This is a genomic window from Candidatus Zixiibacteriota bacterium, assembly GCA_036397555.1.
GTDB lineage: Bacteria > Zixibacteria > MSB-5A5 > WJJR01 > WJJR01 > DATKYL01.
In genome coordinates, this window is record DASWIS010000025.1 from 22920 (window position 1) to 47675 (window position 24756).

22 protein-coding genes are annotated in these 24756 nt (G+C 60.8%); 9 read left to right on the top strand and 13 right to left on the bottom strand.

The features are described 5' to 3' along the window. Positions 1-41 precede the first annotated feature (41 nt). From VGB22_07705 to VGB22_07720, 4 genes are all read left to right on the top strand, one after another. Positions 42-575: a phosphohydrolase gene (locus tag VGB22_07705; protein HEX9751149.1), complete on the top strand. Its 534-nt coding sequence runs from the start codon at positions 42-44 to the stop codon at positions 573-575. Positions 576-600: 25 nt separating this feature from the next. Further along, on the top strand, positions 601-2070 hold the full coding sequence (locus VGB22_07710; protein ID HEX9751150.1) for a glycosyltransferase family 39 protein: 1470 nt from the start codon (positions 601-603) through the stop codon (positions 2068-2070). Between the two features lie 57 nt (positions 2071-2127). After that, entirely contained in the window at positions 2128-4062 is a 1935-nt protein-coding gene (gene lysF / locus VGB22_07715) for a homoaconitase (protein ID HEX9751151.1), read from the top strand. Positions 4063-4181: 119 nt separating this feature from the next. Then, positions 4182-5300 (top strand): isocitrate/isopropylmalate dehydrogenase family protein, encoded by a 1119-nt coding sequence (locus tag VGB22_07720; GenBank protein ID HEX9751152.1) that lies wholly within the window; start codon positions 4182-4184, stop codon positions 5298-5300. On the opposite strand, the gene lptC is transcribed toward VGB22_07720, so the two are convergent. The 7 genes from lptC to gatC all read right to left on the bottom strand — a co-directional run bounded on the left by lptC (position 5295) and on the right by gatC (position 11195). Beyond that, positions 5295-5831 (bottom strand): LPS export ABC transporter periplasmic protein LptC, encoded by a 537-nt coding sequence (gene lptC, locus VGB22_07725; protein ID HEX9751153.1) that lies wholly within the window; start codon positions 5829-5831, stop codon positions 5295-5297. The two genes, VGB22_07720 and lptC, sit on opposite strands and share 6 nt — an antisense overlap. A gap of 3 nt (positions 5832-5834) precedes the next feature. After that, the gene (locus VGB22_07730; GenBank protein ID HEX9751154.1) at positions 5835-6860 is read right to left on the bottom strand and encodes a KpsF/GutQ family sugar-phosphate isomerase; all 1026 of its coding nucleotides are present in this window, start codon (positions 6858-6860) and stop codon (positions 5835-5837) included. Between the two features lie 33 nt (positions 6861-6893). Then, positions 6894-7412 carry an HAD hydrolase family protein gene (locus tag VGB22_07735; GenBank protein HEX9751155.1) on the bottom strand — a complete coding sequence of 173 codons (519 nt, stop codon included), beginning with the start codon at positions 7410-7412 and terminating at the stop codon, positions 6894-6896. Beyond that, on the bottom strand, positions 7405-8259 hold the full coding sequence (kdsA, locus tag VGB22_07740) for a 3-deoxy-8-phosphooctulonate synthase (GenBank protein ID HEX9751156.1): 855 nt from the start codon (positions 8257-8259) through the stop codon (positions 7405-7407). Before kdsA ends, VGB22_07735 begins: the two co-directional genes overlap by 8 nt. 117 nt (positions 8260-8376) lie before the next feature. Next, entirely contained in the window at positions 8377-10056 is a 1680-nt protein-coding gene (locus VGB22_07745) for a CTP synthase (protein ID HEX9751157.1), read from the bottom strand. A 15-nt stretch (positions 10057-10071) separates the two neighbouring features. Continuing rightward, positions 10072-10866, bottom strand: coding sequence for a 3-deoxy-manno-octulosonate cytidylyltransferase (kdsB, locus tag VGB22_07750; protein HEX9751158.1), 795 nt, complete (start codon positions 10864-10866; stop codon positions 10072-10074). Next, a complete protein-coding gene (gene gatC, locus VGB22_07755) occupies positions 10863-11195 on the bottom strand; it encodes an Asp-tRNA(Asn)/Glu-tRNA(Gln) amidotransferase subunit GatC (protein HEX9751159.1) in 333 nt (110 codons plus the stop codon). Before gatC ends, kdsB begins: the two co-directional genes overlap by 4 nt. A 135-nt stretch (positions 11196-11330) precedes the next feature. Between gatC and VGB22_07760 the strand changes: the two genes are divergently transcribed. The 5 genes from VGB22_07760 (at position 11331) to VGB22_07780 (ending at position 14417) form a co-directional block, all read left to right on the top strand. After that, positions 11331-12503 (top strand): M24 family metallopeptidase, encoded by a 1173-nt coding sequence (locus tag VGB22_07760; GenBank protein HEX9751160.1) that lies wholly within the window; start codon positions 11331-11333, stop codon positions 12501-12503. A 1-nt stretch (position 12504) separates the two neighbouring features. Next, a complete protein-coding gene (locus VGB22_07765; GenBank protein HEX9751161.1) occupies positions 12505-12990 on the top strand; it encodes a PaaI family thioesterase in 486 nt (161 codons plus the stop codon). A gap of 130 nt (positions 12991-13120) precedes the next feature. After that, on the top strand, positions 13121-13603 hold the full coding sequence (locus tag VGB22_07770) for an NUDIX hydrolase (protein HEX9751162.1): 483 nt from the start codon (positions 13121-13123) through the stop codon (positions 13601-13603). Between the two features lie 238 nt (positions 13604-13841). After that, on the top strand, positions 13842-14069 hold the full coding sequence (locus VGB22_07775; protein HEX9751163.1) for a hypothetical protein: 228 nt from the start codon (positions 13842-13844) through the stop codon (positions 14067-14069). An 18-nt stretch (positions 14070-14087) separates the two neighbouring features. Then, positions 14088-14417 carry a hypothetical protein gene (locus tag VGB22_07780; protein ID HEX9751164.1) on the top strand — a complete coding sequence of 110 codons (330 nt, stop codon included), beginning with the start codon at positions 14088-14090 and terminating at the stop codon, positions 14415-14417. Positions 14418-14664: 247 nt separating this feature from the next. Here the strand turns inward: VGB22_07780 and mnmA are convergent, their stop codons facing one another. The 6 genes from mnmA to VGB22_07810 all read right to left on the bottom strand — a co-directional run bounded on the left by mnmA (position 14665) and on the right by VGB22_07810 (position 24701). Beyond that, complete coding sequence (gene mnmA, locus VGB22_07785; protein ID HEX9751165.1) at positions 14665-15828, bottom strand: tRNA 2-thiouridine(34) synthase MnmA; 1164 nt, start codon at positions 15826-15828, stop codon at positions 14665-14667. A 10-nt stretch (positions 15829-15838) separates the two neighbouring features. Next, positions 15839-17002, bottom strand: a complete 1164-nt coding sequence (locus tag VGB22_07790) for a cysteine desulfurase family protein (protein HEX9751166.1) — start codon at positions 17000-17002, stop codon at positions 15839-15841. A gap of 8 nt (positions 17003-17010) precedes the next feature. Further along, a complete protein-coding gene (locus tag VGB22_07795; protein ID HEX9751167.1) occupies positions 17011-17808 on the bottom strand; it encodes a gamma-glutamyl-gamma-aminobutyrate hydrolase family protein in 798 nt (265 codons plus the stop codon). 56 nt (positions 17809-17864) lie between these two features. After that, positions 17865-19742, bottom strand: coding sequence for a BamA/TamA family outer membrane protein (locus VGB22_07800; GenBank protein ID HEX9751168.1), 1878 nt, complete (start codon positions 19740-19742; stop codon positions 17865-17867). Positions 19743-19786: 44 nt separating this feature from the next. Further along, positions 19787-23245, bottom strand: a complete 3459-nt coding sequence (locus tag VGB22_07805; GenBank protein ID HEX9751169.1) for a translocation/assembly module TamB domain-containing protein — start codon at positions 23243-23245, stop codon at positions 19787-19789. A gap of 109 nt (positions 23246-23354) precedes the next feature. Next, a complete protein-coding gene (locus tag VGB22_07810; protein HEX9751170.1) occupies positions 23355-24701 on the bottom strand; it encodes a S1C family serine protease in 1347 nt (448 codons plus the stop codon). Positions 24702-24756: the final 55 nt, after the last annotated feature.

Consider the following 24756-nt stretch of genomic DNA (forward strand, 5'->3'; position numbering starts at 1 on the left):
GCGTGCCGTGCCCACGAGATCGAATTTCCGAGGGTGAAGCGATGCGCGATGAAATCCGAAAGGTTTTCCCGGAAATCAACGAAATCAAAGACGCCTCACTGCGCGAGAAGACAGTCGCGAGCTGGGTGCGCGCGATGGAAGTCAGCGATTTGACGCTCGATGACTTGCGTCAGATGCCGTTCACGCTGCTGGTATCCGATGTGAACGTGACGTTTGTCGAACACGTGCGGACTGTTTGCCGCATGTGCATGGCCTGCTGGGATGTGCTGCACGACGCCTACGGCAGCCGCTTGACGGTCGACCGTGATGTCTTGATCGCCGGTGCGATGCTGGCGGATGTCGGCAAGGTGCACGAGATTACGCGCGTGAACGGCCAATTTGTCAAAAGCGACAAGGGCAAGCTGCTGCGTCACCCGTTCACGGGCGTCGGCATCGCCTGGGAGCAGGGACTTCCCGAGTCGGTTCTGCACGTCATCGCGATGCACTCGAAAGAAGCAACCGACGGCCGCCGCTCGCCGGAATGCATTGTCTTCCATCACGCCGACTTTATCGATTTTGAGCTCGTCGGCGGCTGAGCCCGTCGCAACGAGCCGCTTGCCCGTGCTAAGTGAGCTGAAGACACGCCACGGTCGATTGGGACTGGTCGTTCTGATGATCGTGGCGGCCTGTCTCAGCGTCAGTATCGTTCTCGCTCTGGATGCGCGGTTTCATGCTGACGATTTCCAGCAGATGCCCCGCCTGCAGGTGCCGCTCGGCGATTCGATTGTCGGCTTCTTCACGGCGCCCGACCCCAACGCCTCGCAATATTTTCGCCCATTGGCGCACACGACCCAGCGAGTGTTGATGGCGCTTTTTGGCCCGCGCGCGTGGGTCTTTCACCTGTTAAACCTCCTGCTGCACGTGGCGGCAACGTGCTTTCTGTATCGGTTGGCGAAGTCGGTTGCAGGGACTAAAATCGTCGCCGCCGCCTGCGCGACCGTGTTCGCAGTTCATGCGACACATGCCGAAGCGGTCGTGTTCGCATCGAACATCAGCGGCCTGGGCGGAGCGACATTCTACCTGGGAACGCTGCATTGCCTCGATCGTTTCCGCAAGAATGGGGAGATGAAATGGGCATTGTGGTCGATGATCGGCACGATACTCTCGGCGGGCTTTTCCGAAATCTTTGTCACACTGCCGTTGGCAGCATGGATGATCAGCCGTCAGCGGACAAACGCACGCAGGGCGAAGATGCCTATCGCGGGGATGGTCGCGATCGGTGCGGTCGTGTGGGCGTGGCGGCTCGCCATCGGTGTGCGGACAGAGTACTTGTCGGATACGTTGACGTTGAACCCACTGGGCTGGGTCCGCAACGCGCTATTCTACCTCGCGCACTTCCTTCTGCCGATCCGCAGCATCTTCCATGCAATCGGCTACGAAAACTACCAGCGGTTGCGCGATGCGCTGCCGGTTGTGCCCGACTCGGCCGCATATCTCGCAGTCGTAGCCGCCGCCGCTATAGGAGTCGTTATGGTTGGATTTAGAGTCTGGAAGAAGCTGCCGCAGCCGGTGCGCACCGGACTTCTGCTTGCTTTGGTGACAGCCATTCCGGTCGTGACTCTGAACCGCACGGGAATGCGTTTGCTCTATCTCCCGTCCGTGGGATTGGCCCTGGCGGTGGCGGGACTGATCGCGGCCGATGCCGCCGATCAGTGGCGACGTCGACTGCTGTGGCTGTGGATCGCGATCATGTCTGTCGCGCTGGTCGATCAGGTCGCTGTTTGGCGACGGGCGGGGCGCCTGGCCGAACAGGTACTGACTCAGGCCGCCGATATCCGCGAAGTTTTGTCCGCTGACCGGGCGGTCGTGTTCGCCGATGTCCCGCAGATGCGGGCCGGGGCGATGGTGTTCTCCATCGGCCTCGTGGAAGCGGTCCGTTGGAAGTCGGGGTATGTCGGCGATGTCTATGAGTTTGGAAACATCAACGCCGACACGACCGGAATTCCCCTGGGCGCTGCATGGTACGAATGGAGCGAAGATCGGTTTGTCGGGATCGATGAATTGACGGTGCGAACAAGACGCTCACCCTGAGGCCCTTGCGTTGTGTGGGGGACTCCTTTATATCTTCCACCGCAATCGGGAATCCGTATGGGACAAACAGTCGTCGAAAAGATCGCCACCGCGCACGCGGTCGGGCTGAAGCCGGGTCAGAGGGTCTACGCGGGCGACTTCATTCGCATCCGTCCCAAACACATCATGACCCACGACAACACCTCGGCGGTCATCTCCAAATTCATGTCCATCGGAGCCGCCCGGATTGCCGATCCCAAACAGCCGGTCTTTGCGATCGACCACGACATTCAAAACAAAGACGAGTCGAACCTCGCCAAGTATGCCAAGATAGAGTCATTCGCCAGAGTACACGGGATCGACTTCTACCCCGCCGGGACCGGGATCAGTCATCAGGTCATGGTCGAGGAAGGATACGCCACGCCCGGGCGGCTGGTGGTGGGCAGCGATTCGCACTCCAATCTCTATGGCGCGGTCGCCGCATTGGGGACACCGGTGGTGCGCACCGATGCCGCATCGATCTGGGCCACAGGGACCACATGGTGGCAGGTGCCGCCGGTCGCCAAGGTCAATCTGAAGGGACACCTGCAGCCGGGTGTTGTCGGCAAGGACATCATCATCGCCTTATGCGGGCTGTTTAATCACGATGAAGTGCTGAACATGGCGGTCGAGTTTGTCGGCGAGGGCGTGGCGCCATTGTCGATGGATCAACGCCTGAGCATCGCCAACATGACCACCGAATGGGGCGCGTTGGCCGGGGTTTTCCCATTTGATGAAGTCTTGCGCGACTATCTCTACGGGCGTGCCGACTACCTCAGCGCCAAAGCCAATGGCAGTGCTCGGATCACGCGCGATGCGGTGGACACTTGGTACGCCCAGCGGCTGTCACCGGACGACGATTCGCACTATGACATCGAATTGACATTGCACCTCGCCGGTGTGATACCCCATGTGTCGGGACCCAATCACGTGAAAGTCATGCGGGCGCTGCCGGAGATTGAGAAAGAACGTGTGCGCATCAACAAGGCGTATCTGCTCAGTTGCGTGAATGCGCGTCTGGAAGATCTCGCCGAAGCGGCCAGGATCATGCGCGGGCGCACAGTCGCCGAAGGCGTGACGTTCTATGTCGCGGCGGCATCGGCGAATGTGCAGCGACGGGCCGAAGAACTCGGATACTGGAAGACGCTGGTCGATGCCGGCGCGGTCACATTGCCCTCGGGGTGCGGGCCGTGCATCGGTCTGGGGCAAGGCACGTTGGAAGCAGGCGAGGTCGGCATCAGCGCCACCAACCGTAATTTTCAGGGACGAATGGGGCACCGTGACGCGATTGTCTACCTCGGCAGTCCCGCTGTCGTGGCGGCATCGGCAGCGGCCGGCTACATCGCATCGCCGACAAAGTTTGAGAATGTCGATGCGCGAGTCGAGATTATCAAACACGGGCGCGCCCAGCGCGCAGCCGAAAGCTCCGAGATTGTGGCGGGATTTCCCGACAAGGTCAGCGGACGACTGCTTTGGTTGCCGGTCGATAATCTCAACACCGACGGTATCTACTCCGGTAAGCTGACCTACCGAGACGATGTCACCAAGGACGAAATGGCGATGGCATCATTTGAAAACTATGATCCCGACTTCAAAACCATCGGGCAGAAGGGCGATGTCGTGGTCGCCGGGCAAAACTTCGGCACCGGCTCGTCGCGCGAACAAGCGGCGACCTGCCTGCTGTATCGCGGCATCCCCTGCGTCATTGCGTATTCTTTTTCGGAAACCTATAAGCGCAATGCGTTCAACAATGGTTTTGTGGTCTTCGAGTGTCCGGAACTGGTCGAGTATCTGCGTGAGAAGTACAAGGGCCAAAGCGGCAAGACGGTGGTCGGCACAACGATTGATATCGACTATCAGGCATCGGTTCTCTCGCTCGATGGCCAGTCATTCCCGTTCTCTCCCTTGTCAACCGTCGCGCAGGCATTGGTTGTCGCTGGAGGAGCAGAGAATCTCGTGCGCTCGCAGTTGTAATTGAAGACATGGCCCCTCGGCCTCGCTCGGAACAAGCAGGCGCCTCGCCCTCCACGAACATGGACTCACTCTGACCAGGGGCGTTAACGGAGCCAATTGTTCTCAGGGAGACTTTCATAATGCCCAAGTACAAAATCGCCTGGATGCCCGGAGACGGTGTCGGGCACGATGTGATGGAAGCGGCGCGCATTGTGTTGGATGCACTCCAGCTCGACGCCGAATACATCCCCGCTGACATCGGCTGGGAGTTCTGGTGCCAAGAGGGCAATCCACTGCCCGAACGGACGCTTCGGACGCTGCGCGAAACCGATTGTGCGCTCTTCGGCGCGATTACCTCCAAGCCGAAGGAAGAGGCCGAAGCCGAGCTGGCACCGGCGCTCAAGGGCAAGGGATTGCAGTACCGTTCGCCGATTGTCGGGCTGCGGCAGGCGTTGAACCTGAAAACCAATCTGCGGCCGTGCAAAGCGTACGCGGGCAACCCGCTTAATTACCGGGACGACATCGATCTGGTGGTGTTTCGCGAGAACACGGAGGACCTGTATTCGGGGGTCGAATTCCATCCTGTCCCCGATCCTGTCAGAGCCACGCTATCTGAACACAATAAAGCGATGAAGAAGTTCGACAATGTCGCCGCCAAAGATCTGGCCATCTCCTGCCGGGTCATCTCACGTGCCGCCAGCGAGTCGATTGTCACAGCGGCATTTGAGTATGCGAAAAGGTATGGGTACAAGTCGGTCACAGTCGTCGAGAAACCCAATGTGCTGCGTGAGACATCGGGATTGTTCGTGCGCGCCGCGCGCGAAGTCGCCAAAAAATATCAGGGCATCGAGCTGATCGAAACCAATATCGACGCGATGTGCATGTGGCTGGTGAAGAATCCACAGAATTACGGCGTCCTGGTCGCCTCCAACATGTTCGGCGACATCATTTCCGATCTGTGCGCGCAACTGGTCGGCGGGCTGGGATTCGCATCTTCGGGGAACATCGGTGATGACTACGCGGTCTTCGAGCCGACTCATGGCTCCGCGCCGAAGTACGCGGGGCAGCACAAGGTCAATCCGATGGCGATGCTGCTGACCGTCAAGCTCATGCTTGACTGGCTTGGTGAGACCGCTCAGGCGTCGCGTCTGGAGACGGCGATTGCCACTATCATCCGGGAAGGCGAGGTCCGCACCTACGACATGGGCGGGTCGAGCACGACTCTTGAGGTCGCGCAGGCGGTGGCGAGGAGACTATAGAGTGTCTTCCAGCGCTCTGGTGTCTTTGAGCGTACCGCTGACTTGCCGGCGCAGTTTGATGCGGGTCAGTTCGTGGTCGGATTCAAAGCCCCAACCCGCCATCAAGTCCTCGTCGCGCCGGATCTCGACATAGCTTTCTGTGCGAATCAGACGCTTCTCGTCGTCCCAGGCGAGACGGTCCGTGTCGAGCGTGCGTCCGTCATCGGTGACGATCCTGACTTTCCCGTACACTTCAAAAAACCGTTCCCGTTCGCGGACGAGCGCTGAGTCGGCGGTGAGTGTCGAGGTGTGGACGCCTTCCTCATCGAAGAAGTCGACCTGCAACGTGTACGCCCACGCCGAGTCTCGGTCGGAGTAGCTGATAATCCGGTTGCTGACGATGCGCGTGGTTACAACCGCGCCGGTGAGGAATACCGTGGTCGCGTTGGTCGCTTCAGAGGTGGGGTAGGACTGCGTTGTCGGCGGCGCATCCTGCCCGGACTCGACGCAGGAAAACAGTACGAGAGCGCCCAGAATCATCAAGCGGCGCATGGCTTATACCACTCCGGCGGAGAGGATGTCGTGCATGTGAAGGATGCCGACCGGACGATGATCGGGGTCGACGATCAACAGGCAGGTGATCTTGTGCTCTTCCATAAACGCCAATGCCGCGACCGCCAGTTCGCCGGAGTCGATCGTCTTGGGATTGGCCGTCATCAGATCGCCCGCCGCGAAGTCATAGAGGTTGCTGCGCTGCTCCAACCGACGGCGCAAGTCACCGTCGGTGAAGATTCCGATCAGACATCCGTCGGAATCGATGACGGCCGATGCGCCCATCCGTTTGCGTGTCATCTCGACAAGCAACTCCTGAAATGTAGCGGACGTTGCCACTCGCGGGACCCGGTCGCCGGTGTGCATGAGGTCGGCGACGGTCAACAGCAGGCGGCGTCCCAGCGCGCCCTTGGGGTGCAGCATCGCAAACTGCTCAGGTGTGAATCCGCGTTCAGACAATAGCGTCACCGCCAGTGCATCGCCCATTGCCAGCGCGGCGGTGGTGGAGTTGGTCGGCACCAGGCCATTGGGTTCGGCTTCTCCGGCGACCGACACATCGAGAATCACGTCGGCGCGGCGCGCCAAATCACCCATCGTGTTCCCGGTGATGAGAATGATCGGAACACCGAGACGCTTGATGGCGGGCAACAAGTCGCCGATTTCATCGGATGCGGCCGACTTGGAGATGACCAGCATCGCATCATCGGCGCCGACAATTCCCAGATCGCCATGTCCCGCCTCGGCAGGGTGCAGGAACTGCGCGGGTGTTCCGGTCGATGAGAGTGTTGCGGCGATCTTCTGACCGATGAGACCCGATTTCCCCATGCCCGTCACGATGACGCGTCCCTTGACCCTTAGCAGGAGATCGATCGCCTCGGCAAAACGGAGATCGAGTTTCGGCAACAGCCCGGTTAGCGCATCCGCTTCGCCGGCGATGACATCGTGTGCGATGCGCAACAGGCGATCCGCGCGCGAGACAACATCGCGCGATGGATGTGTAGGGGGGACCGTCTTTGTGAAAGGGCTCATGGTCGTTTTCCGTAACATTCGGGCCGCACCGACTCAGTCGGGCCATTCGTACCCGCGCGCTTCCAGAAGCGCATCGATTGCCTCGCGCACGATGCCGCCTCCTCCGCGCGATCGTCCGACCCACTGCGCCGCTTCCAGAATGCGCGGATGCGCATCGGCAGGGGCCAGCGTGATTCCCGCCCTCCGAAACACGCCCAAGTCGGGCAGATCGTCGCCGATGAAGAGGCACTCCGCGTCGGAAACAAGGTGGCGTGATTTAACTTCTTCGTAGGTCGATTTCTTGTCACGGACGCCCTGGTTCAAATCGTCGATGCGCAGGAACTCGGCACGGTGTCGTGTCGCGCCGTCATCGTTGCCGGTGATGATCGCGAATTTCAGCCCTGCCTTGTGGCCCATGAAGATTCCGACTCCGTCGGGCACCCAGAAACACTTGGTGCGCTCGCCGCTTTCGGAGACAGAGACCCGGTTGTCGGTGAGGATGCCGTCGAAGTCGAATATCACCAGCTTTACCGTTGCCAATCGCTCGTCGCTTGGACGGGGCTTCTCAGACATGCGGTCCCGCCGCTGCTGTGCGTTCGATAATCTCAGCAGAGGTTTCGAACAACTCGTTCAAGCGCTCCAATGGCCACTGCGTCATCGCATCGCTCCTGGCGTGTGTCGGATCGGGGTGCACTTCGCAGAAAACGGCATCGACACCGACCGCCAGCGCCGCCCGCAGGAGCGGCAGGATGAATTCGCGACGCCCCCCGGACGATCCCGATGCGCTCCCCGGCGTCTGCACGGAGTGCGAGGCATCGAAACAGACCGGAAACCCCTGAGTGCGCATGATGACCAGTGAGCGAAAGTCGACAACAAGATCACGGTATCCGTGTGTCGTGCCGCGCTCGGTGAGCATGAGCCGGGAGTTGCCCGCGGCGACTGCTTTACCGGCAATGTGCTCCATGTCTTCCGGGGCGACAAACTGCCCTTTCTTGATGTTGAGTGGCCGTCCGGTCTGGGCAGCGGCAACGATCAGATCGGTCTGGCGACACAGAAACGCCGGAATCTGGATCAGATCGACCACGTCGCCCGCGGCGCGCGCATCTGACTCGGAATGAACATCGGTCGTGATCGGCAGTCCGCTTCGATCTCTGACCTTCTCGAGAATCCGCAGCCCATCCGGCAAGCCGGGACCGGTGTAGGATTCGCCGCGCAGGCGGTTGGCCTTCAGGCAGGACGCCTTGAACACGATGGCATGGCCGCCGTCAATGGCGAATCGCGACAGCCGCTCGGCCACACGTAATGCCATCTCCTCGGATTCGATGACACACGGACCGAGAATCCATAACAGCCCGCCCGCTCCCACAGTGTAGGGGCCGATCCTGATTGGACGCACGGTCGTGACGATTTCGCGGCTCATAGTAACTGATACCCCGGACCAATCATCTGCAGCAAGCGGGAAATATACGCAATCGGGAAGGCCCGACTCAATGGGCTAAAGATCAGGGACAGCAGAGGATGCCGGCGACGCGCCGGTTCACTCGGCTCGCGATCCTGTCGTTTTGCCCTGCATGACTTCCTCCGTGCGACGCGAGGCACGGAATCTGACGGCCGCGCCGACGAAATCGCGGAAGAGTGGATGCGGCGCGGTCGGGCGCGATCTGAGTTCGGGGTGGAACTGACCGGCAACGAACCAGGGATGGCTCGGCAATTCGATGATTTCCACCAGTTTTCCGTCGGGTGACAGGCCGGCCGGGATCAGCCCGGCGCTGAAGATCGTCTCGCGGTATTGATTGTTGAATTCGTAGCGGTGCCGGTGCCGTTCGGAAATCTCGAGCGACCCGTAGGCCCGATGCGACTTCGAGCCCTCGGCGAGCACGCACGGGTATGAGCCCAGTCGCATCGTTCCACCCATGTTGGTGACTTCGTGCTGTTCCGACATCAGGGTGATGACCTGATGCTCGGCCTCGCGATTGAACTCAGTCGACTGCGCACCCTCCAAATCGCATACATGCCGCGCGAATTCGATCACCGCGCAGTGCATTCCCAGGCAAATGCCCAAAAAGGGGATGTTGTTTTCGCGGACGAAACGGATCGCCTCGATCTTGCCTTCGACCCCGCGTTCGCCGAAACCGCCCGGTATGAGCAGCCCGTCGACGTTGTCCAAAAATTTCGCGGCCCCCTGCTTCTTGATGTTCTCAGAGGAAACCCAGACCAGTTCGACACGGGTGTCGTGGATGCTGCCGGCGTGCGCGAACGCTTCGATGATCGATTTGTATGCATCTTTCAACGAGACGTATTTGCCGCAGATGGCGATGCGGACACTGCCGCTGGGATTCTTCATGCGGTCGACCATCGACCGCCAATCTTCGAGCGCCGGTGTGGGAGTGTCGAGCGCCAGCGAACGGCAAACCAAGTCGTCAAGTCCCTGTTCGTGGAACAGCAGCGGTATTTCATAGAGGCACTCGACATCGACCGCGGAGAACACCGAACTGGCCGGCATATTGCAGAACAATCCGATCTTGGCACGAATCGATTCCGACAGCGCGTTCGCGGTGCGGCACAAGAGGATGTCGGGCTGTATTCCGATTTCACGCAACGCCTTGACCGAGTGCTGGGTCGGCTTCGTTTTCGGCTCCCCCGCAGTGGCGACATAGGGCACGAGCGTCAGGTGAATATAGAGCGTCTGCCCGCGTTCGCCTTCCAGCCCCATCTGACGAATCGCTTCGAGGAAGGGCAGCGACTCGATGTCACCGACCGTGCCGCCGATCTCGGTGATGATGACATCGGCCGAACCGTTGCTTTGTTCCATGCGCCGAATCCGCGACTTGATCTCGTCGGTGACATGCGGAATCACCTGAACAGTGGCGCCGAGATAATCGCCGCGACGCTCGCGTGAGATCACGGTCTCATAAATTTGGCCGGTCGTGACATTGCTGTTGCGTGAGAGACTTTGGCCGAGGAAGCGCTCGTAGTGCCCCAAGTCGAGATCGGTCTCGGCGCCATCGTCGAGCACAAACACTTCTCCGTGCTGGTAGGGGTTCATCGTGCCGGGATCGACATTGATATAGGGGTCGAACTTCTGGAGACCAACCTTCAAGCCACGCTGTCGCAGAAGATATCCCAGCGATCCGGCGGCGACGCCCTTGCCCAGTGACGATACCACGCCGCCGGTAATGAACACGTGTCTGGGCGCTCTGGCCTCTGCTGCGCTCATGGCTCTCCCCCTTGTCTATCTTATCGACCGATTCTTCTGCGTCAGATGCCGGCCCAGCGCCCGTGCGTCCGCCGGGCTGTCGACCGCAAACGTGCGGGACCGGCTCACGGCCACATGGATCGGCACATCATGCTCCAACATTCGTAACTGCTCGAGTCGTTCGCATTGTTCCAGTGGCGTGGCCCTCCAACGGGCAAACTGCAACAACACCGTGCGTTCAAAGAGATACGCGCCCAAGTGCAATAACGTGGGCTCCCCCCCTTGGCGATGTGGAATCTGTGCCCGTGAAAAATACAGCGCGCGCCCGGAACGCGAAACAACAACTTTGACGCGATTGGGGTTATTTGCCTCGCGCGAATCGAGAGGTCGCGCCAGCGTGCCAACCTTAGCCGTCGCATCGACTTCGAGCGATTCGATCAACAAATCAATCGGGCGTCCGTCGGCCGGCCACTCATCGCCCTGCCAATTGAGAACCCAGCGCTCCTTCATCTTTCTGGCGACGTAGGCAACGCGGTCGGAGCCGCTCTTCAGGTTTGATGGTGTCAGAGCCACTTCGGCTCCGGCCAGCGACGCTGCTGCTGCGATCCGTGCATTGTCGGTGGCGACGATCCAGCGCCGAACGCGTTTTGAGCGACGGCATCCGGCAACAACCCGTTCGATCAACGGTCGGCCGTTGATGATGGCCATCGGCTTTCCGGGATACCGACTCGCCTCCCAGCGCGCGGGGATGATCCCCACGATGTCTTCGGGACGGATGCGGCGGCGCGCGGACATTGAGGCGAGCAAGTGAAAGAACGGAGATTCGATCACGCTGACGGTGATGCGCCATCACGGGAGCCGAGGGTCTTATCGATCACCGGCGGAACGCGGAAGTATCCATCCTTCGATTCGAAAGCGCCGGCCGTCGCCCGATTTGCTGAAAACCAACGTCGTACCGAGTCTTCACGCATGCCGTCATGTGTCCGGATCAGCGGCAGCACCGGTCTGTATTGTCCGTCACTGACCGGAACTTCGGCAAGCTGGCCGACATACTGAGTAATCCGCTCAAGATCAGATGCCAATGCGAACAACTCTGACTCGCTGAGCCGCAACCGTGCCAGCCGTGCGACTTTGATCAGTTCTTCGCGCGTGATCGCCATGCCGCTGCTCGTGACCCACGTCCCCACGCAGAAATACGGCCTGGGACGCAGTCAGTCAATCACGATCTGAGCTGCGCCGCCAAGGCGCTTGTCTGCCGCGGACGGAGTGCATTCATTCGACGGGACGCAGACGTCATGGACGTGGCGCGCATACAAGCGGGGCTGGCATCGGCTGATTGCGACGGGTGGCTGCTCTACGATTTTCACGGGCTCAATCCGATCGCCTATGATACGGTGCGCCCGACGGGGCTGGTCACGCGGCGTTGGTTCGTTTTCATTCCACGCGCCGGAGAGCCGCGCGGACTGGTGAATGCCATCGAAAGAAACTCGTTTTCGAATCTCCCCGGCGAATACAAGACATACGGCACACACGGCGAGTTGTCGAGTGGTCTGCGCATCATGCTGCAGGGCGCCACCCGCGTCGCCATGGAGTACTCCCCCAACAATGCGATCCCGTACATCGCCCGGGTGGATGCGGGAACGATCGAATTGGTGCGCAGCGCCGGCGTGGACGTGGTGTCGTCGGGCGATCTGGTTTCCGGACTGCTGGCATGCTGGACATCTGAGCAGATTGCGATGCACCGCAGCGCGGCGGCAGCGCTCAACGAAATCAAAGACGCGGCATTCGCCTTGATCGCCGAGGCGGTACGGAACGGAGCGACGCTCAACGAATACGATGTGGCATCGTATATCCGGACGCAGTTTGACCGGCGCGGCCTGCTGCCGCAAGGCGGGCCGATCTGCGCAGTCGATGCGAATGCATCCAACCCGCACTATGAGCCGACAGAGCAGGACCGCGCACCGATCGGCCGCGACCAGACCGTGCTTATCGATTTGTGGGCGCGCTGGGACAAACCTGATGCGGTGTTCGCCGACATGACATGGATGGGATATACGGCGGAGTCGATTCCCGACAGGCAGTCGGCCGTATTCGGCGTTGCCGCCGGTGCGCGCGATGCGGGCGTGGCTTTCTTGCGAAAGGAAACGGCGTCGCAGTCACCGGTTGCCGGGTGGCAGGTCGATGATGTGGTGCGCGGGTACATCTCAAAGGCGGGATATGGAGCGTATTTCATCCATCGCACGGGGCACTCCATCGGACGGGACGTTCACGGCATCGGGCCGAACATCGATAACTATGAGACGCGGGATCCGCGTCTGCTGCGCCCTGGGATGTGCTTTTCGATTGAGCCGGGCATCTATCTTCCGGAGTTCGGCGTACGGACGGAGATCGATTGCCTGATCGAGCCCGATGGAGTCTCTGTGACAACACAACCGGTTCAAAGCGGAATGATCGCGCTGTTGAAGTGACATGGCATCGATGGCGGGACGACAGAAAGCGACGGCACGCCTGACTCCGGCGCGTCGGCGGCTGCTGAAAGATCGTATCGCGTCAGTGCCATTTCCGAACGCACTCGGGATCAGATTGGTACGAATGCAGGCGGGCACGGTCGAAATGAGCATGGCCGCCGGGCCGGCGCTGAAACAGTACCAGGGTGTTGTCCACGGCGGCGCGCTGGCATCGTTGGCCGACACGGCTGCGACCTTCGCGGCGCTGACGGTGCTGCCCGATGGCATGGATCTGGTCACGATTGAATTTAAGATCAACTTTTTGTCAGCCGTGCGCACGGGGCGAGCGATCGCCAGGGCACATGTCGTGCGGGCGGGCCGCCGGGTTTCGATTGCGCATGTGGACGTGTACGACTCGCGCGGGAATGATCTGGCAGCCACCGGGATATTCTCCATGCTGAATATTCCGAGCCCCGCAACGACACCACCGATGCACAAGCCGCGCTGATCGTCACAACGCCATCACCATCAGTTCAATGTCCTTCATCCCGGAATTTGAAAGACCGCGATGGAAATTGCAGTACGGACGCCCGGCACGATGGCAGCACGTGCAGCCGGTTGCTGCTCCGGAACTGAGGATGATCCGCAGCTCTCAAATCGACGGCCGCGCGCACGACATCACGCTGTACATCGAAAATGCGGGGCGAATTGCGGTCACTGCCAAACACGACTACCCGCCGGGGCTGTACCGTGCTCCCTCCGGCGGACTGCACGCGGGAGAGACGCTGGAACAGGGTGCGCGGCGTGAAGCCATCGAGGAAACCGGACTGTCGATTGAATTGACGAGCTATATCCTGTGCGCGGAGGTCGTCTTTGAGCACGACACCGAGAATCTGCGATGGACAACGCATGTCTTTTCGGCCACGACGTCGGGGGGCGTGTTGGCGCACACCGACCATCGTGAAATCCGTGAAGCACGCTGGGCCAGGCCGGATGAGTTCATTGGATTCGACCGTCTGATGAACGAATCACCGAGCGGCGGGCTGCGTTATCGAGCCGCGCTGCATGGTGAAGTGGTGCGACTACTCCCGCTGTTTCGGTCACGCGATGCGGGTCGTTAAATTCGAAAGTCCACAATCGACGTAGACTTGTCCGAACTATTGGGTTTCAACCACATTCAAGGAGAAGTCCCTTGAACCACAAAGGGGCCCCGGCCAACCCCATGATAGCGATCAATCCCTAACCCACTGCCCCCCCTTAGCTTGCACCGACTATCGGCTGCCATTCTGTTCTGGCACTGTCGTTGCGTTCTCACCGACCGCCGGACTGCAGTTAGTCCGGCCGATCGGGAGGGCTGCGATGCGGGTGCGATACATCCTGACTATGGAAGACCTCACTGTGTCCGGCGAACGTGTCGAGAGCGTGACGCTCGACTGGCAGGAAGATGCCAGTCGCGACCAAGTCATGGGGTTTTCGCAGAAATGGATTACTTCGCGCAACTTCCTCACCTCCCGCATGGATGGGCTTTCTGAAGTCGGCGAATCCTCGTTGACCATCGAGCCGGTCGACGAACCGGAGATGGCATAGATCGCCTGAGGCGGGGCGATGGCATACGGACTACTGGCGCAGGTTCTGATGACATTCCAACGGCTCATAGAGAGCGCCGGTGAACACTGGCAATCGGTCAACGCATGGGCACTCGCCACGTTCGGACCGTGGGGGCAGTGGGCGTTGTGGGGGTGTCTGGGGTTGCTGCTTCTGTATTGCGCCAGCAAGGCAGCACGCCTGGCGTTGGATGTCACACGCTACGTGCTCTTGCCGTCAGTCGGATTGACCGTGGCGGTCATCATGCTGCTGCCGGGCTGGGATCCGAGCAAAACGTTTACGGCATTAGTCGCCGCGACCGGGGCGGTCGCGCTGATTCGCTCGCGATAGGACACTTTGATGAAAAAGAACAGAGCCAAACTTCGCAATTGCCCCCGCTGCCAAACGCCGCTGGTTCCGTATCGGGACCGCGCCGTCTGCGGTCGCTGTCTGCTCATTTGGCGGGGGGATACATTCGAGCCGATCTCTCGGGAGGCACTTGGATTGGCGGCACTATCGGATTATTTCTATCAGGGCGGCGCCTAACGCAGGCGACTGCCTCTCGGATTCTCTACTTATATTTCTTCCCGGTCGAGTGTTACGACTCGCGCGAGACGGTGGCGATGATCCCGCCCCCAAGCACTCTGTCGCCGTTGTATATGACGGCCGACTGTCCCGGTGTGATCGCCCGTTGGGGGGACAGAAACGTGATTCGCGCGTGCTCCCGATTTGAGTCGACCACGACGGCGGGAGCGGCATCGTGCCGATAGCGAATCTGAACGTCGGCATGGAAGGGTGATTCGGGGATCGTCGCGAGCCAATGCCCCGATTCGGTCTCGAGAGTCCGTGCCCACAATTCGGACTCATCGCCGACAGTGATCGTCGCGGTTTCGGGGTCGATAGCGGTGACATACTGAGGCCGTCCGAGCGCAACACCCAGCCCGCGTCTCTGCCCGATTGTATACCGGTCAAATCCCGCGTGATGACCGAGATGTTCGCCATTCTGGTCGACGATGGCGCCGGTCAGGGGCTTGCGGTCGGCGGCGGTGTTGCGCTCGTCGAAAAACCGATGCAAATCACCATCTTCTACGAAGCACAAGTCGCGGCTTTCCGGCGTCTCCGCAGTCGGCAGACTCCAGGATTCGGCGAGCGCGCGTACGTCCGACTTCGCCAGCCCCCCCAGTGGAAAAATGGTGCGGGCGAGTCGATCGGGCGGGACGCGCCAGAGAAAGTACGATTGATCGCGGGTTCGATCCGCGCCGCGGCGCAGTTCCAAATCGCCGTCCGCTCCGACGTGACATTGCGCATAGTGACCGGTCACCAGCGCCTCGCATCCGAGCTGCGTCGCCTTCTCCCACAGCACGCCCCACTTGATGGCGCGATTGCATAACATGCATGGATTGGGCGTGCGCCCCGATCGATACTCAGTGAGAAAGTCGCAGATCACCGTGCGCTCGAAGTCTTCGGTGAAGTCGAACAGATAATGTGGGAATCCGAACTGTGCTGCGACCTGGCGGCACCGGTCAAACGCCTCGACGGTACAGCAGCGACCGTCGCGGATGTGATCGCCGCCGACGGAGTCATACTCCCACAGCTTCATCGTCACGCCGACAACGTCACATCCGGCCAGATGGCAGATGACCGCGGCGACCGATGAGTCGACTCCGCCCGACATGGCCACCGCGACACGTCGGCGGCGCCAGCGCGGGTCGATCAATGCTTCCGGATCAACAGTCGTGGGCCGGGCGGGATTATGATCCAACACACGGTTCTCAGCGGCGCGTCGCCAGTGGAGACATGGCCCGCAATCGGTTGACTTCGGAGACCACGGTCTCCGTGATGCGCATCGGATCATCTTGATGACTTAAGCGACCGAAAGAGAAGCGAATCGAGCCGTTGGCATAGTGCAACGGGACATTCATGGCCTGCAGGATGTGCGATGGCTCCCTGGCGCCGGATGTACAGGCCGAACCGGTTGAAACACAAATGCCTTTCAGATCGAGCGCAATCGCCAGCGATTCGCCGTCGACGCCGCCGAATCCGACGCTGACCGTATTCGGCAGACAGTGATCCGGATCGCCGAAAAACACGATGTCGTCCACCTGTTCGCCGAGCCGCAATCGAAACTGCTCGGCCAGTTGCCCGATGCGTGCCGGTTCGTCAGGGTCGGCGGCGAGCAAATGCATCGCGGCGGCGGTGCCGACTGCACCGGACAGATTCTCAGTCCCCGCGCGGCGACGCATCTCTTGTCCGCCGCCGTGAATGATCGGCGCCAGGCGGATGCCCTGACGGACATACAGCAAGCCGACGCCCTTGGGTCCATAAAACTTGTGCGACGACAACGAGAGCATATCGACACTGAGCGAATCGACATTCACGCTCACCTTTCCGAGTGCCTGCACGGCATCGGTATGGAATACGACGCCGCGTCGGCGGGCGATGTTGGCCAATTGCGCGATCGGCAGTAGCGTTCCGATTTCATTGTTGGCCAGCATCACCGACGCAATTTGCGTGTCATCGCGCAGCGCGTCGGAGAACTCATCGGCATCGATCCGACCCGCGCCGTCGACCGGGAGAATTGTAACGTCGAATCCCTGCTGCTGAGCCCAGGCCGCCGATTCGGTCAACGCATGATGCTCGGTCGCGACCGTTACAAAATGCCGCCCGCGGGCGTCGGGTGAGTACAATGAGCCGAATACCGCCAGATTGTCGGCTTCGCTCCCGGATCCGCACAGGACGATCTCCGCCGGCTGTGCACCGATGAATTCGGCAATCCGCTCGCGCGCGTCCACCAGGCGCGCCCGCGCGCGCTGGCCGAGGCGGTGCGACGACGACGGATTGTATCCGTCTGCGACGGCTGCATCGTGCACCGCCTGTGCGACGCGGGCATCCAGAGGCGTCGTGCTGTTGTGATCGCAATAGATCGTGCGGGACATGATCGCTCTCAGGGCATCTGAGCCGGATTACGCACAGTTGATTGTTGGGCGAAGGTGCGTGCCGCATCGACGAACGCGTCGAAGATCCTCTGCGACGCGTCGTCGTTGGGACGCGCTTCCGGGTGCCATTGGACTCCGACGACAAACCGTTCGCCGCGCTCTTCGACGGCCTCGATGACGCCGTCTTCAGGGGAACGCGCCACGCACCACAAACCGCGTCCCAGCTTGTTGATCGCTTGATGGTGATCGCTGGCACCGTCGACGCGATCATGGCCCATGACGCGACGGAGATGGCTGTCGGCCTCCAACTCGACACGATGCGTGCCGACCTCGGTGCGGCTCGGCCCACGCGAATGATCGCGCACCGGCGTCGGATGAGTTTGGGCCAGGTCCTGATAGACCGATCCGCCACGCGCGATGTTGAGAACTTGTGCTCCGCGGCAGATGCCGAAGATCGGCATACCGACGGCATCAGCGGCAGCGATGGCGGACAACTCGACGGCATCCCTCGCCTCGTTGATGGTCAGATTATCGACGGTTGCTTTTTCGCCGAAGTACCTGGGCGCCATATCCTCTCCCCCGGTCAACAGCAGGCCATGAGTCAGGCCGACGATTCGCGCAACATCGGCGGGCGGGCATTCGTTTGACAGCAACAACGGCACGCCGCCGCAATGCGAGACGAGGGCCGAGTAAGCGTTCGTGATCCACTCAAACGGAGCCGTCGTTGGCTCGTGCCGTTCGGCGTCAAACGGCTTCCCCCGAACTGTCAGGCAAATGAGCGGCCTTTTGGTCTCTGGTTTATTCATCAGGGGTCACGTCTCCACCGCAGGTGGCTCTCGGGCTCCGAAACCAAGATACAAACTCAGAACGCAAAGAGGATCGAAAGGTGGAGCCGATCCGATGCCGGGTATGTCGGATGCACAACGCGCCGTGCATAGTCCAGCCGGATCGGCCCGACCGGGGCCATGTACTGCCAACCCAGCCCGACGGAGACGAGAAACTCGTCTAAGCGCACGTCACGGAACCGTCCCCAGTTGTTCCCTGCGTCTCCGAAGAATGTGAACCAGAACTTCCAGATTACGGGCGTGCGCAGCTCCATGTTGGCCAGCACGACAACCAGTCCGCCGTTGGGGGCGCCGGTCGAATCGACCGGACCAATCGAGTTTTCCGAATACCCGCGGATCGAGTTCGCGCCTCCCAGATAGTATCGGTCGATGGTCGGCACGAAAGTCCCACCCGCAAGAGTTTTCGCCCAAGCCAATCGAAACCGGGTTGCGAGAATCGAGGTCGGACTGACGCGCTGATACCGCGCCCACGAGACATCGACTTTATAGAAGTCGTTGGCTCCTCCGAGGATACCGCCGACATACTCGAGATCGATGCGGCTGCGTGATCCGGCCGTCGGCAGGAAGACGCTGGGACGGCTATCGCGTTCATAGGCAAAAATCCAGCGCCGTTTGAGACTAATCCCTTCCTCTTCGATAAATTGGTCTTCTCGTTCCTCGGGAATGCCGTAGATGTTGACACGTTCGTAAACAAGCGACGACCAGATACGGCTAATGCGCTTGATCCGGCGGGTCACATTCAATTCGCCGGAGATGCGTTCGACGCTGTAATCCTGAACGGCCGATTTGACGCCGGGCTCGAATGCCAGCGTGACCGTGGTGGGCAGGCGAACATTGAATATCCAGGGCTCCGTGTAGGAGGCGGCGAATCGATGATGGATGACCCGCCAGTCGGTAATGACGACGAATCCCGATTGAGCGGTGAGCAGCCACTTGCGTCCGGTGCCGAACCAGTTGCGCGATCCCCATTCGAATGCGTAGTCCCAAGTCAGATCACGCTGGGGATCTTGTCCCGCGCCGGTGCGAAACCCGATGAACGACGGCTTGCGCTCGACGACACGCAGGCGGAAGTCGGATGTGTCCGCCGTCACCGGCGCGACGGCGTTCGTATCCGGCGCCTGGAGAGAGTCGGGCCCGGCCGGTTCCAACCGCACGAAGCTAAAAAGCCCCGTATTGTAAACATCCTGCTTGCGCCAGTTGAGCCGTTGCTGGGAATACAACGCGCCCGGCCGCCAGTTGACCTCCTTGCGGATGTACGACTCGCGTGTTCGTGTCGCACCTTCGACTTCCAGCTCCCCGAGCCGCACTTCGCGACCGGCATTCAGATCCATCACCACGTCCAGCGAATCGCCGCGCGGCGTGACTGTCAGACGCAAGCGACTTCGGGGATGACCGTAGTTGGCGGCAATCGTCTGAATCCGCGTCACTGCGAGCGCCAATTCCAGTGAATCGGCGGGCTGACCGCGGCCCAACTGGCGCAACACGCGGGCAGCGCGTTGTTGGATATCTTCGTGGTCGCCGGACAACGACACATTTCCCCATCGATAGAGCTGCCCTTCTTCGACAAAGACTGTGACAACCGCCTTCTCACTATGTGGATCCGGGACGGCGCTGATTGCGGCCTGGGCATCCCAGAAACCGTGCCGACGGTAAGCAAACCGGACGGCAGCTTCATCGCGGGTCTCGGCCCCGACCAACAGACGCGGGCGTTCACGCAGCCCCAGCTTGGCCCAGAAACCGGCGGTCGAAATCTGCATAGCCCGACGGATCGTCCCGGACGACACCGATTCATTGCCGGCGATATCGATGCGCCCCACTTGGGGCCGTCGGCGACGCCACATGCTCAGGTCGTCCTGTGCCGGTGCAACCGGCGCCATCGCCGAGACGATGAGCACAACGCCGCAGAGCGCTCGTGTGGATCGCAGACGGCGACGATAGCTTAGTAGTCCCAATTGATGTGCAGATTGAGACGGTAGTTGTTGTCGCGGTCGCGGTTGCCTTCCAGGTACAGGCGACGACTGAAGCGGTACTCGAATCCGACCTCCTGACCAGAGCCGGAGGCCACCGGACTGGCTCCGTACAAATAGAATTGTGGCGACAGGTATCGCCCGATGGTGATCCGTGTATCCGAGGCGCTGCCACCCGATTCGATCTCGAAAGTTTCCAGTCCCAGACGACGCGCGGCGGCTCGTTGGACTTCGGAAAACACCAATCCGGTCGCGGCGAATCGGAGGCGATCCGCGAACGGATCGCCGGATGTCGCGGAGGTGGCATTGGCGGCCAACAGCAGGAGGACGTCCTCCTCAGTATACGGCGGCTCGGGTTGAATCAACGGCTCCGATGCGCGTCCGCCGACATGCATGCGCAGATCGACGACTTCGCTGGTCGCGCCGGGACCGGCGGCTTCGACTCGGGGCTGCTGGATGCGGAAGACGACATCGATGTCCAGGGCCGGGTCCGGTGTGTTGGGATCATCAAAGGTCAACACGCCCCTCTCGATTCGTCCGACGCGATCAAAGAAATTGACCTTGCCGCGCACAACTTCCGCTTCGCCCACGAAGTTGATCAGCCCTCGTTGTCGGAGAATCCGCATCTGGGCCGACATCTCGGCTTCGATTTGATCGTTGTGGATCCAATAGTTGCCCGGAACATCGACGGTCAAATCCCAATCCCAGAGAGTCGTGTCCTCGGCGCGCGGTGCGTCGTCGTCGTCGAATGGTTCGCGGTCGACAAACCGTTGCGGGCGGATCGTCCCGGACATAAACGGGGGCGCGGAGCCGCGCACAGTCAGATCAAAGTCGGCCTGGGCCACCCAGTCGACAAATTCGAACCGGGCCGGGACTTTATGGCCTTTCACGCGAACGTTATAATCGAGGTCGTCGTACGTTACAATTCGCACCGAACCGGAAGCGTCCACCCGCCCCTTGTCTTTTCCTTCACCAACCACCATCTCGGCGCGTTCGATGATGATCGTATCCTGCCTCAATATCAGATCGACCTGCGCATTATCCAACGGATCGACAAAGTCCAGGAGCTTGATGTGCCCGCCACGCAGATGCGCATCCCCCGACAGGCGGGGCGCATGGGGGGTCCCCTCGACGATGGCGGATATGGCAAACGGCCCCTGGATCGACTCGAGCGTCTGATCCTGTAAGACTGCCAGTCGGTCGAGAACCTCGCCCGAGGCGATCAGGCGCCCGCGCATCGGCTCATCGAGTATGCGGCTGCCGACCGGCGTAGGGCTCAGATCAATCGGAAACGAACCGGCGATGTCGACTGTGAAATCGTCATTCTGCAGATGCAGATTGGCGACATCGAGACGACGGTCTGCGTAGGAGACCGCCAGTGTGACGTCGCCGTAGGGGCGTTGGTCATACTCGACGTCGGAGATTGTGCCGTCGATCGCAAACGTCGGGCTCTGCACCGTTCCGGCGATGCGCCCACTGATCACCATAAGGCCGTCCATCGGCCGATGGGGAAGAAACCAGCGGCGGACGGCATCGAGACGGAAATGGTCGACCGAGAACACGAAAGACATCCCGGCATCGTAGTCGTAGCGGCCGTTCGCGGTCAGAATTCCCAGCGGCCCTTCGAATTGCAGCGACCTGACGTCGATACCGACGGGAGTAAAAACAAAACGCAGACTGTCCCCGGCTGAGTATCGGCGGCCATCCCAGTCGATGGACAGCGGGTACAGCGACAACGGAATGGAATCGCCTGCGATGTCGAGCACGCCGGCTCCTTCCAGGTGGTGCCCTGGCGTACTCCAGTCAATCCAGTCAAGCGTGATCTGGTGCCCCGCAACCGCGGCCGAAAGAGTGATCGAGTCGGTCGCGATCCCCCAGACGTCGGAGCTCCCGAGGTGCGCTTCCAGGCTTCCGGACGGATCGGACAGAAATCGCGGCACATGGAACCGCCCGTGAAAGCTGGAGGTGACAAGATCAAATAGCCGCAGCGAGTCGGACTCGATGACACCGGACAAATCCGGATCATCGGTCGGTCCCGAGAAATAAACGAAGCCGCCGCCTGCTCCGGATAACGATTCGACCGGAAGATATTCGCGCCACGCGGTCAGATCGCTGCACTCGAAATCCGCCACCACGTCCAGAGAATCGTTGTAATCCACACGCCCCGACACGGAGAGACGTGTCGCATTCAGTTCGACGATAAAGCCGCCGTCGACAACCAACGACTCCGCGCAGGCGGTCAACAATCCGATGGCAGCGTCCATATCGATCATGGCGATCGCGCCGGCGCCGAGTCGCACATCACACCGCGCCACGAAGTCCTGTTCCGTTGATCCGTGGCCGGCGACAGACACGTTGCCTGATATGTTGGTGCGCACTGCGTTGGGAACGTACCGCTGCAGATCGAAGTTCGAGACTGCGCCCTCGTACGACCACGCCATCGGCACCAAGCGCCAGTCCAAGAGGCCCGATCCACGCCAGCGAGCCCCCGAGATGTGTCCCGCAACCGAATCGACTACAACGCCGGTGCTGTCGACACTCAGCCGAACCCGGACATCTTCCAATTCGTAGCGGTCCAGACGACCCGAAACCGTACCGACAAGGGTCCAGACATCTCGTGTGGAATCGGACGCGATTGCGCCATCGAATCGCAGTAGTCCGCCAACGCCGATCGGCCGAAACAACTCGACCTCCGCCAGATCGATTGGAGTGGTTTTGATCGTGAAATGCTGTGATGTCCCTGACAGCCAGATGTTGGAGCGATTGGTGCGGATGGCAACCGAATCGAACGACACTTGGCGATCGACGTAATGCAGGTCGGCGCGTGCCGTCACCGTGCCGAGCCGCTCGACCTGCGCGGTGCCGGAATGCACAACGGCATGAGCGCCCGTGCCACTCTGACGAATCTCCAGCAACAGGTTGATCGCCTCGGCGACGATGCTGGAGTCGTCGGCGTGAAGGATCGCGCCGTTGGTGATGACGAGCGTGTCGATCTCGAATGCCGATGGCGGACGCCCCGCTGCAGCCGAGCCGGTGTCGGTGAATAGCGATTGCAGGTAAGCAATGACCGAATCGCGCGGCACAAAGATGCGCGGATTCGTGATGGCCAGGCGGCGAATGCGAAACTGCCCGCCCAGAATGTTCGAGGCACTGTACCTCGCCTCGACCCGGCCGACCACCGCGACGGTATCGAGGGCGCCGTCGCCGTCGGTCGTGAGCACAACCGAGTCGGCGGCGATCCCATCGAGATAGGATCCCGACAGATCGCCGATCCTGATCTGAAGCCGAGTGGAGGAACCCAGCCGCTCGTTCAGCAGCGCGCTGGCCCTGTTTTTCAGCAACGAAGTCTGTGTCAGAACTATGACACCGGTAATGACCAGCCCGACAAAGACCAAGACGATGATCAGCAGGATTTTGAAGAATTTGCTCATCGATTAGGCATACGATTCCATGCACAACGTTGTGAGCCGTTGCAAGAGGATAGGATGCGCCCGCCTCCGGAGCAAGCGAAGCTCTGACGCGGCGTGGGCGGGGGACGCGTTACGGAGTCGTGGGTGAATCCGGAACCTTGTCGATTTCGCGCCGAATGGAATCGAGAGTTTCGTGCATCTGCTCCATCCGTCCTCTCGGATCGCGCATGACAAGGGAATCCTGCAGTCCCGAGGAGGGAATGGGAGGTACAGCCAGACCGTGCTGCGACGCCATCGGCTGGTTTGACGGTAGGTCCGACGTGGAGCGCGGTCGGCCTGATGCGGAGCCCGCCGGGGCCGCTGTGAGTGATGCCGTCGGCTGATAAACATTGGGAATATCCGCGCGACCGGTCTGCACAACGATCTTCAACGGCAGTCCGCCACGGAGCACGTCAAAAAGCAGGCGCTGGCCGGGAATGGCCTGGGCCACCAGTTGCCGGAATCTTTGTACCGTCGGCACGTCCTGGCGGTCGATGGCGGTGATCACATCACCCAACTTCATGCCGTAACGCGACGCAGGCGTCTGATCGACGACGCCGGTCACCAGGACGCCGTGTTGGGTTTTGAAGTGCGCAACGTGCCAGCCGGTGAGGTCCTCGACATACACACCGACATAGGCCGGGGCGTTCTCACCCGAATTGACGATGCGTGCCAACGAACGCACGGCATCGCCGATGGGAATCGCCAGCGAAACTGAAGAGGTCGGCAATTCAAGCCGTCGGCCGGGGATGGTCAGCGACACCTGATTCTCGCCACCGGGAAGGCGCAACGGGTCGACATAGTACGGTTCGGATATCTTGGCTTTGACAATTCCGACCACGCGCCCTTCGCTGTCGACTAACGCACCTCCCGAGTTGCCGGCCGAGATGCCCATCGTCAATTGAATCGTGCCATCGGGGCGGAATCCGTTGACAATTCCCCAGGTCATGGCGCCGGAAAAGCCATACGAATTGCCGATGGCGGAGACGATCGATCCCACACCCAATGACGCGGCATCCCCCAGACTGGCGGGCTGCAATCCGTTCGCGTTGATCTGGAGCACGGCCACCTGCCGGTCGGTCCCGACCAGCGCCGCTCGCAGGAGCCGTCCATCCCACAACTCGACCCAGAAGTCATCGGCATCGGCAACCACGCGGGCCGTGGTGATGATCGTCCCTTCGCTGTCGGTGATAATCCCTGACCCGACCGACATCGAACGATCCGATGAAACATCCGAGGCCGGCGCGCGGGGTATTCCGCGTACGGTGACGACCGACGGCGTGACACTCTCGGCGATCGCGCGGAGTTCCCGCTCCAATGTGGCCAGGACACTCTGGCCCTGGGCAGCGGCAGGGAGCGTGAGCGCCGTGAGCAAACACACCAAGACCGGCATCAATACGTCGTTGATCGACCAAGCGCTCTTCAATTGTAGGGTCACCGTTCGCAAATCGTCATTCGCCTCCAATCAACGTGATTTCTATTCATCGGCGTTC

Coding starts and splice junctions, on each gene's coding strand:
- VGB22_07705 (HEX9751149.1), top strand. CDS start 42: ATGCGCGATGAAATCCGAAAGGTTTTCCCGGAAATCAACGAAATCAAA.
- lysF (HEX9751151.1), top strand. CDS start 2,128: ATGGGACAAACAGTCGTCGAAAAGATCGCCACCGCGCACGCGGTCGGG.
- VGB22_07720 (HEX9751152.1), top strand. CDS start 4,182: ATGCCCAAGTACAAAATCGCCTGGATGCCCGGAGACGGTGTCGGGCAC.
- lptC (HEX9751153.1), bottom strand. CDS start 5,831: ATGCGCCGCTTGATGATTCTGGGCGCTCTCGTACTGTTTTCCTGCGTC.
- VGB22_07730 (HEX9751154.1), bottom strand. CDS start 6,860: ATGAGCCCTTTCACAAAGACGGTCCCCCCTACACATCCATCGCGCGAT.
- VGB22_07735 (HEX9751155.1), bottom strand. CDS start 7,412: ATGTCTGAGAAGCCCCGTCCAAGCGACGAGCGATTGGCAACGGTAAAG.
- kdsA (HEX9751156.1), bottom strand. CDS start 8,259: ATGAGCCGCGAAATCGTCACGACCGTGCGTCCAATCAGGATCGGCCCC.
- VGB22_07745 (HEX9751157.1), bottom strand. CDS start 10,056: ATGAGCGCAGCAGAGGCCAGAGCGCCCAGACACGTGTTCATTACCGGC.
- gatC (HEX9751159.1), bottom strand. CDS start 11,195: ATGGCGATCACGCGCGAAGAACTGATCAAAGTCGCACGGCTGGCACGG.
- VGB22_07760 (HEX9751160.1), top strand. CDS start 11,331: ATGGACGTGGCGCGCATACAAGCGGGGCTGGCATCGGCTGATTGCGAC.
- VGB22_07765 (HEX9751161.1), top strand. CDS start 12,505: ATGGCATCGATGGCGGGACGACAGAAAGCGACGGCACGCCTGACTCCG.
- VGB22_07770 (HEX9751162.1), top strand. CDS start 13,121: ATGATCCGCAGCTCTCAAATCGACGGCCGCGCGCACGACATCACGCTG.
- VGB22_07775 (HEX9751163.1), top strand. CDS start 13,842: ATGCGGGTGCGATACATCCTGACTATGGAAGACCTCACTGTGTCCGGC.
- VGB22_07780 (HEX9751164.1), top strand. CDS start 14,088: ATGGCATACGGACTACTGGCGCAGGTTCTGATGACATTCCAACGGCTC.
- VGB22_07790 (HEX9751166.1), bottom strand. CDS start 17,002: ATGTCCCGCACGATCTATTGCGATCACAACAGCACGACGCCTCTGGAT.
- VGB22_07795 (HEX9751167.1), bottom strand. CDS start 17,808: ATGAATAAACCAGAGACCAAAAGGCCGCTCATTTGCCTGACAGTTCGG.
- VGB22_07805 (HEX9751169.1), bottom strand. CDS start 23,245: ATGAGCAAATTCTTCAAAATCCTGCTGATCATCGTCTTGGTCTTTGTC.